General features: G+C 55.3%; 7 protein-coding genes. 6 read left to right on the forward strand and 1 reads right to left on the reverse strand.

Annotated elements, in window-relative coordinates; all coding sequences use genetic code 11:
- Positions 1–1,243: type I restriction-modification enzyme R subunit C-terminal domain-containing protein (locus tag H6B10_RS08435; RefSeq protein ID WP_275951063.1), on the forward strand; the 1,243-nt coding region annotated here is incomplete at its 5' end.
- 45 nt (positions 1,244–1,288) lie between these two features.
- Here H6B10_RS08435 and H6B10_RS08440 read toward each other — a convergent pair.
- Positions 1,289–4,306 (reverse strand): DUF4268 domain-containing protein, encoded by a 3,018-nt coding sequence (locus H6B10_RS08440; protein ID WP_204651188.1) that lies wholly within the window; start codon positions 4,304–4,306, stop codon positions 1,289–1,291.
- 197 nt (positions 4,307–4,503) lie between these two features.
- Here H6B10_RS08440 and H6B10_RS08445 point away from each other — a divergent pair, with 197 nt between their 5' ends.
- The 5 genes from H6B10_RS08445 to H6B10_RS08465 all read left to right on the forward strand — a co-directional run.
- On the forward strand, positions 4,504–7,659 hold the full coding sequence (locus H6B10_RS08445; protein WP_204651189.1) for a DUF3427 domain-containing protein: 3,156 nt from the start codon (positions 4,504–4,506) through the stop codon (positions 7,657–7,659).
- Between the two features lie 45 nt (positions 7,660–7,704).
- Positions 7,705–9,702 carry a phospholipase D family protein gene (locus tag H6B10_RS08450; protein WP_204651190.1) on the forward strand — a complete coding sequence of 666 codons (1,998 nt, stop codon included), beginning with the start codon at positions 7,705–7,707 and terminating at the stop codon, positions 9,700–9,702.
- A 5-nt stretch (positions 9,703–9,707) separates the two neighbouring features.
- A complete protein-coding gene (locus H6B10_RS08455) occupies positions 9,708–10,019 on the forward strand; it encodes a nucleoside triphosphate pyrophosphohydrolase (protein WP_204651191.1) in 312 nt (103 codons plus the stop codon).
- On the forward strand, positions 10,016–10,492 hold the full coding sequence (locus tag H6B10_RS08460) for a DUF6998 domain-containing protein (RefSeq protein WP_204651192.1): 477 nt from the start codon (positions 10,016–10,018) through the stop codon (positions 10,490–10,492). The genes H6B10_RS08455 and H6B10_RS08460 overlap by 4 nt, the downstream gene beginning before the upstream one ends.
- Positions 10,485–11,586 (forward strand): DEAD/DEAH box helicase (locus H6B10_RS08465; protein WP_204651193.1); only part of this gene is annotated, 1,102 nt, incomplete at its 3' end. The genes H6B10_RS08460 and H6B10_RS08465, both read left to right, overlap by 8 nt.

The following is an 11,586-nucleotide window of genomic DNA, read 5'->3' on the forward strand; positions in this document are numbered from 1 at the left end:
GGTCATGAGCAAGGCCAAATTCTGGCAGATGATCGGCCGCGGCACCCGCCTGTGCCCGGGGCTGATCGACGGCAAGGACAAAGAAAAATTCTACATCTTTGATCTGTGCGGCAACTTTGAGTTTTTCCGCCTGAAAAAAGAAAAGGCCGGTGCCAGCCAGATAGCCCTGCAAAGCGCTATCTTCTACCTGAAAGCACAGATTATCTTCAAGTTGCAGGATATCGCCTACCAGACCGAGGAACTCATCCCCTTCCGCCAGAGACTGGTGGAGGAAATGCTCGCCAAAGTGCAGGAGCTGGACCGGGAAAACTTTGCCGTGCGCCAGCATCTGCGGTATGTGGAGAAGTTCAGCGATCCCGAAGGGTATCTGGCCCTCACCTACGAGGATACCCTCTTGCTGAAAGAGGAAGTGGCCCCCCTGCTGCTGCCCGATGCGGACGAAGCCAGCGCCGTGCGGTTCGACGCCCTACTGTACGGCATCGAGCTGGCGTATCTTGTGGGCAAAACCTACGCCCGCGCCCGCAAGGACCTGCTCAAAAAAGTGGCGGCGGTGGCCGGGGTGGCCAACATCCCCGAAATCCGCGCCCAGTCGGAACTCATCGAGAAAATCCTGCACACCGATTATCTGGAAACGGCGGGCATCAACGAGTTTGAACATATCCGGGAATCCCTGCGCAATCTGATGAAGTACCTGCCCCGGGGCGGTGCCATCTACAACACCAATTTCACCGACGACATCCTCTCGGTGGAGTGGAAGGAATCCGAACTGGAAAACGACGACCTGAAAAACTACAAGGCCAAGGCGGAGTTCTATCTGCGCCAGCACCAGGACAACGTGGCAGTGGCCAAGCTGCGCTCCAACATTCCGCTGACCCAGCAGGATGTGGCGGAACTGGAAAAAATTCTCTGGTCCGATGTGGGCACCCGCCAGGACTACGAGGCGGAATACGGCCAGAAACCTCTGGGCGAGTTCGTGCGGGAGATCGTGGGCATGGATATGAACGCCGCCAAGAACGCCTTTGCGGAATACCTGGCCGGGGTGAACCTGGACAGCCGCCAGATCTATTTTGTCAACCAGATCGTCGAGTACATCGTCAAGAACGGCGTGATGAAGGACCTCTCGGTATTGCAGGAGCCGCCCTTCACCGACCAGGGCAGCGTGGTGGAGGTTTTCACCGACCTGTCCCTCTGGGCCAAGGTCAAACACGCCATCGACAGCATCAACGCCAACGCGGCGGCGTAAGGATAACAGGAAAAGAAGCCCGATGCGGTTGCATCGGGCTTCTTTTCAGTTCATCTGCAGTTTTGCCTTCAGGTCTTGTTCAAAGGCCAGGATTTCCTGCAGCCGTTCATCCAGAGCTTTGAACAACAGGGTACGGTCTATCGGCTCACAGACCGATACAGGCTTTGTCTTGAAAGGCATCCGCCATTGCCAGTCTTCCCGTTTATGGCAGGAAGGATAGAACTGGTCAATGCGCTCACATTGGGAAAGAAGTTCGGGGGACATATTGCGGGAACTGAGCGAAAGCTGAATCGTCACTTCTTTTCCGTCGCGGTTCACGATCTCATAGAAGTAATGGTTGGGGGTTCCCCAGCCGCTGGGTGCGTTCTCTAGATCGGGCAAAATTTCGCTCAATCCTTTGGTGGTAAAGCGGGTATACAGTGCCCCGCACTTATCCGGATGCAGCTGGACCTGATCTCCGTGGGCCATACACCATTCGCGCAGAGCCCCGGCCAGGTTCATACGATGGATACTGACGTCCATCATATCTTCCAGGTAGGGCAGCAAGGCGCTACAGATTCGTTCACTCCATTGGGCATGGAACTTGGCCATGACGGCCCAATCCTTTTCCTGGCTGATGCTGACCCCCGGCAGCGTATATCCGATGGAGGACGCCTTGCTGTCGTCAGAGCGATCCCATTCCAACGCACAGCCCAACTGCTGTTCAATCTCTGCTTTGTGTTCCAGCAGCCGGTCAAAGGCTTCCTTGTTTTTGGCAGCGTCGCTATCGCCAAGCCAGAACAAAACCTTGGCGCTGTCGTAGTTGGCAATACAGCTAATGTGGAAGCCGCGGATTCCAAAATACCCGGAAATGGCATTGGCCGTTGCCGGCCTCACATTGCTGAAAATGCCCCAACGCAGGTTCTGCTGCTGGATGGTCGGCAACGCCTGGGTCCAGTATGCCAGGCGGGTCTGGAAGCGGGTACTCTGGGTGGCCTTATCGCTCTCGGCGTCCCGCAGGAAAAAGACCAGATCACCGGCATCTGCCTGGTAAAGGGGGAACAACCGGCGCAAAATACTGAGCTTGGCGGCGGTGCTGGTGTTCTTCTCCAGATACAGGTGTTCGTCTATCTGCAGGGCACTGCGCAATTCTTCCGGTTTGGCAGAAACATAGTGGGAAAGCTCCGCCGTGCTGCCGCTGTCCGCCAGGCCGTACAGAACCGACTTGTCCTGCCGGTGGAGGAAGCGGACCATGTTTTCAAACATCTCGGTCCAGCTGGTGGCAGGCTGCTCCGCACCGAGATAGCTGTACTTCTGGATGTCCCGCCCTGTCAGATCCCCGTCCTCGTCATCCAACGTGCAGGATTCCATTGGCCGCTGCACCGGTTGGAAGGACGTTGTGGGATAGGCCCAGATCTCACTGGCGCGTTTCACCATCTCGTCGTTGCGCTTCTGCAGTTGTGCCACGCCCCAGGTGGTTTCGTTGGCCAACCGCTGGTTCATCCGCAGGCCGCTGTCCCGATATCCGCCGGGGATGGCATCCCGCTTTTCCGCAAAGGTGTTGTTGCTCAGGTTCGGGTTATAGCCGCTCAAGGTCAGATTGGCCAACCGATGGAGCCACTCTGCATGGATTTTTTCGTAATTCGGTCCCAGGTCTCGAATCCACTCCGGCGTCAGATGCTGCGGCATGATGTGCTCGATGGTGTAGGTGTTGTTGTCCAGACTCCGGAAAACATCCTTCACCTCGACGGTGCCATAGTTTTCAAAGCGTTCAAACAGATAGGCCTTGTATTTGCCGCGCATCAGGTAGACCTGTTTGCTGGAAAGCGCGGCGCTGAATTCTTCATCGTCGGGGAACCGGCCGCTGTCCCGCTTGGAAAGAAGGGCGTAGGCCATCTTGTCCAGATACTGGTCAGTGGTACCGTCGTATCGGAGAATTTCCCGGTTCAGATTCAGGAAGATCTTGTTCAGTGCGTTGGTGGGAACCTCGCAGATGTTGCGGCGGAACAGATAGTTTTCCGTCATGAGGAAAACACGGAGCACCTCGTCGGTGGTCAGCTTTCCGCCCTGGTTCAGGCGCAGTACTTCCATGAAGAAAGGCCGCGTGACCGCGATCTCCAACCGCTTCATCCGGTAGAGGCAATCATCCAGCTTTTGATTGTTCAGCCCGCTTTTGCAGGTAAGCAGCTTCTCATACAGGCGGGCATAGTCCAGCATATCTTTGAGGAAAGATTCGATATCCTGCCGGGTTTCCGCCGCATACCCCTTGAATGCGCGATACACTGTATTGATCGTTGGGGTGATCTGCTGTTTGATGCTCAGATAATCCCGGATGAACGCGCTGACTTCGTGGGACGTGCAGCTTTCGATCTTTGTCCAGTAGGTATCGTAGAGGTAATCCTGCATTCTGGGCGGTTGTCCCATCAGGATATAGTTGCGGATCTTGTCCCCTTCGGAGAGCGCCAGCCCGGTGGAGTTCAGGCTTTCAAAGATCAGCTGGGCATTATCGCCGGATTCCAGTGTTATGCTGATGACTTGTAAGCGTCCAATGGCCTCAAAAAGTTCATCCACCGAGATTTCTTGACGTAGCAGTATGTCCCGGAAGAATTCGTAGTTGTGTGTCAGATTGGAAGTCGGAACAAAATCTTCCTCTGTGCCGAACAATTTCCGGAATGCTTCCCGGTCCCCTTTGACAGGTTTCAAACGGATTCGATCCTCCTCGGGCGCCCAGGGAGAAATCAGGAACCGCTGCTCGATCTCCTGACTCAGGTTCTGCCGGGAAGAAGTGAGAACCCCTTTGGCTACCAGATTGCGCATAGCCAACAACAGGAGCGTTACCGTTGTCAGCCGCTGCTGGCCGTCGATCACATGATATTCGATCTTGCCGCCATTGCCCTCCACTGCGGAAACAATGCTGCCGAAAAAGTGGGAGGGACGGTTTTCCCGCAGCATCCGTTTGAGATCTTCATAAAGCTGCCGGCAGTTGTCGATTTTCCAATCGTATTTGCGCTGGTAGACCGGAATGATAAAGTACTTCTGCGCCCCCTCCAAAAAGGGAAGCAGATATGTCTCGGAACCTTTCATGCCAAACATCCTTCCAGATTCTTAACTCATTATTGATACTATAACATATAGGAAGAATCTGTTCTAGAGGAACGTAAGGTGCTATCAGGCATTCCTGTCTATTTTTTTCAAAAGCATGGAGAAATCCCAACCATGGTACTTTGAATCTGGTATACTATATATAAGACTCGTATTCAATCCAAAAAGGTGTGATTTCGATGTTACAGCCCGGCCTGTACGAACAGGTGATCAACCAACAGATGCGGGAGGAACTCTCTGCCTTGCCCGCTGCCTGCCAGGCCACCGCCGCTCTGGACAAGGCTGAAGCCTCCCAGGTGTTGACGCAGTATCTTACCGACGTGATCCAACGCGGTTTGGACGATGTCGCCGACCAGGGCGGGGACCTCTCTGCCCAGATTGCACTGGCAAACCGGCTGGTCCAGACCATAGAAACCACAACCCAAGAAGCTGACTTTGCTCCGCTGCGCGTCGACGGCAGGGCAGAGCAGCTTCTTGCTCTTTTACGGGCCAACGACCCGCTGCTGGCCGCCGGAAAAACCGCGGCAGACCTGACACGCCCTGAGACGCCGCTGGCCCGCAGCAGCCTGTTCACCGGGGCGGTGGGCGAGCCCCAGATGTTTTCCGAACTGAAAAAAGAGATTGCCTGTGCCGACCGCATCGACATGCTGGTATCCTTCATCAAATGGAGCGGCCTTCGACTGATCATCGAGGAGCTGCGTCAGTTCACCCAAAACGGCGGACATCTGCGGGTGATCTCCACCTCCTACATGGGAGCCACCGATGCCAAAGCCATCGAAGCGCTGAGCCAGCTGCCCAACACGCAGATCAAGATCAGCTACGACACCGACCGCACCCGTCTGCACGCCAAAACCTACATATTCTACCGGAACAGCGGATTCTCCACGGCCTATGTGGGCTCTTCCAACCTGTCTAAGGTGGCCATGTCCAGCGGTCTGGAATGGAACGTGAAGGTCAGTGCCAAAGATCTGCCCAGCACCATGGCGAAGATAGCCTCCACCTTTGATGTCTATTGGAACGCGCCGGAATTTGAACTCTACCAACAGGGAGAACACGAACGCCTGCTCCGCGCCCTGAAGGCGGAACGCACACATGGCAGTGAGCTCCCGCGGGACATGCTGTTCAACATCCGACCCTACGCCTACCAGCAGGAAATTCTGGACAAGCTGGATGCCGAGCGGAAGGTGCGGGGCTTCACACGGAACCTGGTCGTTGCCGCCACCGGCACCGGAAAGACGGTGATCTCCGCTTTTGACTACCGGCGGTTCTGCCGGCAGCATCCCGGCCATGCCAACCGGCTGCTCTTTGTGGCCCACCGGGAGGAGATTCTGCGGCAAAGTTTGTATACCTTCCAGAACATTCTCCGCGATCCGAACTTTGGCGAACTGTTTGTGGGTAGCAGCCGACCTGCATTCCTTGATCATCTCTTTGTATCGATCCAGACGGTCAATTCCCAATCGCTCTGCGATCGACTGCCTGCCGACTATTACGATTACATCGTGGTGGACGAGTTCCACCATGCCGCCGCGCCCACCTATCAGCAGCTACTGGAACATTTTCATCCCCAGATTCTGCTGGGCCTGACCGCCACCCCCGAACGAATGGACGGCAAAAACATTCTGGATTATTTCGGAGGTCGGATCGCCGCCGAAATCCGTTTGCCGGAAGCCATTGACCGCAAACTGCTCTGCCCCTTCCAATATTTTGGTGTGGCAGATACCGTCGATCTGAAAGACCTGCGCTGGGTCCGCGGCGGCTATGACAAGAATGAACTGACCAACCTGTACTCTCTCAACCGGGCTGTGGCGTTGCAGCGGGCAGAACATATTCTGCATACGCTGGACCGCTATGTCACCGATCTGAATGCCGTAAAAGGGCTGGGCTTCTGTGTCTCGGTGGAACATACCCGCTTTATGGCTGAGTTTTTCAATGCGCACGGTTTGCCCTCTTTAAGTCTGGTGGGCACTTCCTCCGAAGAAGAGCGGTTGCATGCAAAAACTCGTCTGGCCCGGGGCGAACTGCGTTTTCTCTTCGTGGTGGATATCTACAACGAAGGTGTGGATATTCCCGAGGTAAACACCGTTCTGTTTTTACGGCCCACGGAATCTCTGACCGTCTTTTTGCAGCAGCTGGGCCGTGGTCTGCGCCTTTGCGAGGAGAAGGAATGCCTGACGGTTCTGGACTTCATCGGGCAGGCCAACCGCAAATACAATTTTGAGGAAAAGTTTTCCGCCCTTTTGTCCCGTACCAACCACAATCTGGCCTATGAAATAAAGCACGGTTTTCTTTCCGTTCCCAAGGGCTGCTACATCCAGCTGGAGAAAAAGCCCACCCAGATTATTCTGGACAATCTCCGCGCTTCCTTTGGCGTCCGCTCCGGGCTTATCAATCGGATTCGCACCTTTACCGAGGATACCGGGTTGCCGCTGACGCTGCGGGAGTTTGTGAGGTATTACCACCTGGATCTGCGCACCTTGTACAGCAAGGGAAAGGAAAGCTTCGCCCGTCTGTGTGTGGCTGCCGGTGTGCGGCCGGATTTCCAGGAGCCCGCCGAGGAGGCGCTTTCCTCCGCTCTCGTCCGGCTGGCGGCGCTGGATTCCCGTCGGTGGATTCGCTTTTTGCTGGACCTTCTGCCCCGGCTGGATGGTGTGGATTTTGCAGTCCTTCCCCCGCTGGAGCAACGGATGCTGCAGATGTTTTATGTCACCGTCTGGGGAAAAGCAGCCGAAAGCTGGCAGGACGAGGAAGTTCTGGGCCATCTGCACGGTCTCACCCACAGCCCGATCTTGCTGGAGGAGTTGCAGGAATTGCTGCGGCTGCGGTTTGATGCCATTGATTTTCTTGACCAGCCGGTGGAGCTGGGATTTGATTGCCCGCTGGATGTACATTGTACCTATACCCGCGATCAGATTCTGTTGGGTTTAGACTTTTATAAACCCGCCACCGTGCGGGAAGGCGTGAAATGGCTTCCCGATAAGAAGGTAGATGTATTCTTTGTGACGCTGAACAAATCCGATAAAGAATACTCCCCCACCACGATGTACCACGATTATTCCATCAACGAAAACCTGTTCCACTGGCAAAGCCAGAGCACTACTTCGGAGACTTCTCCCACCGGACAGCGCTACATTCACCATCGGCAGCGCGGCAGCAAGATTCTACTGTTTGTGCGAGAAACCAAAAACGATCCCGCCGGGGCGGCGCCCTACACCTTTCTGGGCACTGCCAACTATGTCAAGCATGAGGGTAGCCGTCCCATGAGCATCACCTGGAAACTGGATGTACCCATCCCGGCAAAATATCTGCGAAAAACCAACAAGCTGGTCGTCGGATAATTTCCGCTAGCAGAGATTGAATCACAGGAGAAAGGCAGGAAACCTATGGAAAATTTGTCCATGTTCGGCATGATCGAAGAAGCGCAAACCCAGGCGAAAAATTCCCGACACGGCAACCTGGATGTGGTCAAGATGGAATTTTCCGGTGCCGAGACGGTTTCCTGGCAAGATCTTTTCTCTGGCTTTGATACGTTACATGCCATTACCTATTCTTCAGGAATTGGTTTTGTGTATCGCCTTCTGGACTTATTCGAACAGGCAGAAATCATCTTTGGATGTGATGAGGTCATCTCCTATTCGCTCCAGGAAGTGATGGCATACCAATGCAAAATGGTAGAACGTATACGGGAAACAGCCGGTAAAATGAAGGTGGACCTTGTCTCTCGCATCGATCAGGGAACGCTGCGGTTCTATGTTGCTCACAGCGTACTATCCCACGAAAAGATCTATCTTCTTTCCGCAGCAGATGGCCGCAAGCGTGTGATCATGGGATCCGCCAACATGTCCTTTTCTGCCTTTGGTGGACACCAGCGGGAAAATATATGCTATCTGGACGGTGAAGAAGCCTATCAATGGTATTGGGACTGCTACTGCCAATTGCGGGAGGAAAGTACCGACCAGATTGCCAAAGATTCCCTGCTCTGTGCAGATGATGGCGAAAACCTGGAGCAGCTTCCCATTGCCAGAACAATCCGTACACAAAAGGCTTTGGTGCTCCAGCCTGTGGAGGAGGCCAAAGAAGAAGTCCGCTTTGCATTGGATGTAAAAAATCTGGCAGACAAATTGGCTCCTTCCGTACCGAAACCCGATAAGAAGGGGAAAATTCTGCTTTCTCCTGAAAAGATCAAATCCATTCGCCGCCAGGTCATTGCCACCAAGACCAAAGAAAAAGAGCTACAAAGCGAATACCCGCAGCTGCAGGTATTTCCGGATGAGGCTATCGTCCGACTGAATGGAACAGATTTGGATCTGAATCCGCCCAAGGAAGATGTTGCCCGAGATGTGCAGCTTTTCCTCAATTACATGGCCGGCTACGAAAAGTTCCATGGCGATGTGGCCGGCATGCAGCGGCGCTATTTCGAGTTTGCCAACTGGTTCTTCTGCTCGCCGTTTATGGCCTGCATGCGGGACATGGCTGTCCGCTACAATCAGAACCTTCTTCCGTACCCTGTATTCGGACTTGTCTATGGGCAGAGCAAAGCCGGAAAGACCAGCTTTTTGGAGACGTTGCTCAAGATGATGATTGGGCAAAAGCCCAAGCTCTCCGCGCCGGATTTCACCCGGTCCAGTATTGAGAATCTGAAACGCACCGTCAAGGGCGCCCCCATCATCGTGGACGACCTGACCCAGACCCGTTTCAACCAGCATGCCATCGAAACCATCAAAAACGATTCCTTTGGCGTCTCCGACCATCTGCTTCAGTATCCTGCTGTCGTGATCAGTGCCAACGAGGATGTGAAAGCGGTCGCCCCGGAAGTAACCCGCCGCACGGTAATCTGTCGTGTGCAGGCAGGCCTGACCAATACCGAGGTTATGCGCAGCAGTGTGGTACGCACCGTTCAGCGTGAAATCGGAACTGCTTTCTACCGGGAATATCTCCGGAAAATGTTGGAGGTAGTATCTGACCTACTGGAGGAAATGAAGGACGATTCGTCGGAGAGTGCGCCCGATATCTTGGCGGCATCCTCGCAGGTATTGCTGGGCATTTTCTCTGCGTGTACCGAAAACGATCTGCCTTCCTATATGCGTCCGCTTACGCTGGAAGATTACTTCAGCGAAAAAGTCACCGGCCGCTACGCAAGGGAGACGATCCGAAACGCCTGGCAAATCAGCCGTTCCTCCTTTGAAATTTCCGAGCGGGCAAAAGAACTGCGCTACAACGCCGGGGCCCCTTGGGAAGCGGACCGCATTCTGAAAGAATTGCCTGAAACGCTGGAACCGCACAAATCCCGCGAGTGGCTTATTATGAATCTGGAAGAGGCGCGGAAATTCTTCGATATTTCTTTCAAAAAGTCTTGGCTTGACCGATTCCGAAAGGGGTAACCCAAATGAAATCCTATCACAAACTGGTCCGGGACCGCATCCCGGAGATCATCGAGGCCTCCGGCAAAACCTGCACCTGGGAAACCCTCTCCGACGAAGCGTACCTCCAGCTGCTGGACGAAAAGCTGAACGAGGAGCTGGCCGAATACCAGGAGAGCAAATCTCTGGAAGAACTGGCCGACCTGCTGGAGGTCATGGGGGCTGTCGTGGCCGCCCGGGGCTGGACCTGGGACGAACTCACCGCACTGCGCAAAGAAAAGCGCCGGCAGCGCGGCGGCTTTGCCAAGAAGATTTTGCTGAAGGAAGTATCGGAATGAACCACATTTCTTTGCAGAGATCGGTGGCCGAAACGATCAAGGTACTGTATGCCATCTCCTGGGAACTGGAGCAGCTCTTTCCCGGCAGACACTACACGCCGGACGGTCACATGATCGGCAGCATCGGGGAAGCCCTGGCTGCCAGCTGGTATGGGCTGGAACTCTTCGAAGCCTCCGCCAAAACCCACGACGCCAAAGCCCCCGACGGACGCCTTGTGCAGATCAAAGCCACCCAGATTGACCGGGTGGCGCTGTCCAGCGAACCGAATTGGCTACTCGTGTTAAAGATTCACCCCGACGGCACCTTTACCGAGGAATACAACGGGCCCGGCAAACTGGCCTGGGACCACTGCGGAAAACAGCAGACAAACGGCCAATGTCCCATTACGCTGGCGACTCTTCACAAGCTGCAGGCGGAGGTTCCGGAATCCGAACGGCTGCCGAAAATCAATGAGGTGTCCACCCATGTCTAAGTATCAAGCCGTATCCGGCAGCGCTGCCGAGGACCTTTTCATCGATCTGTTCAGCGAAACCTTCGGCGCTGAGAAGGCCGGATATCTCTACTCCCAGTATCCCTTCTTCGACATCTACCAGAACAGCCGCTATGCGGATTTTCTTCTGGAAAACGGCGGTCGCAAGGTGGCCATCGAGATTGACGACGAGACCTCCCACAACAAAAGTCTGGTCTCCTCCAACAAGTTCTACGACGACCTGCTCAAGCAGAACAGCATGATCTATCTGGGGTGGGACGTCTACCGCTGGGCGGTGCGCCAGATGCAGATTCAGCCCGAGGCGGTCAAGGATGAACTGCGGGTTTTTCTGGGCAGCCAACCCCGGTTCAGGGAGATTGAGGACTACCTGCCCCCCCAGCGCGGCAAGACGCTGGACGGTGCCCATCTGGAACTGAAGCAGCACCAGCGGGAAGCCCTGGACGCCCTGCAGGCCATGCGGGACCGGCACGAAACCATCGCGCTGCTCTACCACGCCACCGGAACCGGAAAGACTGTCACCGCCGTGATGGACGCCAAATGCTGCGGCGGACGGACGCTCTTTCTGGCCCACCCCCAGGAGCTGGTCAATCAGGCCGCCGACACCTTCCGGCGGCTCTGGCCGGAGGTCTCCGTAGGACGGTACATGGAAGCCATCAAGGAACCGGATGCCCATGTGGTGTGCGGCAGCGTCCAGAGCGTGGCGCTCCATCTGGAGGACTTCCGGGAGGATGCCTTTTCCTACCTCGTCGTGGATGAAGCCCACCACGCTGCCGCCGACACCTACCAGAAGATTCTGGCCTACTTCCACCCGGCGTTCACTCTGGGCCTGACCGCCACGCCGGAGCGCACCGATGACAACCGGGCGATTCTGGATATCTTCAAGAACACCGCCCACAAGCTGGACATCCAGACAGCCGTGGAGATCGGCGAGCTGGTACCCATCCGCTGCATCCGCATCCACACCAACATCGACCTGACCAGGGTGCGGTTCAACAGCGTGCAGTACAACATCCGGGATCTGGAAAGCAAGATCTATGTCCCCGAGCGCAACCGGCTCATCGTGGACACCTGGCTGC

It is taken from the genome of Gemmiger formicilis (assembly GCF_016901605.1).
Classification (GTDB): Bacteria; Bacillota; Clostridia; order Oscillospirales; family Ruminococcaceae; genus Gemmiger; species Gemmiger formicilis_B.

Bases quoted from the DNA above. Each gene is read 5' to 3' on its own strand.
- H6B10_RS08440 (WP_204651188.1), bottom strand. From the start codon at position 4,306: ATGAAAGGTTCCGAGACATATCTGCTTCCCTTTTTGGAGGGGGCGCAG.
- H6B10_RS08445 (WP_204651189.1), top strand. From the start codon at position 4,504: ATGTTACAGCCCGGCCTGTACGAACAGGTGATCAACCAACAGATGCGG.
- H6B10_RS08450 (WP_204651190.1), top strand. From the start codon at position 7,705: ATGGAAAATTTGTCCATGTTCGGCATGATCGAAGAAGCGCAAACCCAG.
- H6B10_RS08455 (WP_204651191.1), top strand. From the start codon at position 9,708: ATGAAATCCTATCACAAACTGGTCCGGGACCGCATCCCGGAGATCATC.
- H6B10_RS08460 (WP_204651192.1), top strand. From the start codon at position 10,016: ATGAACCACATTTCTTTGCAGAGATCGGTGGCCGAAACGATCAAGGTA.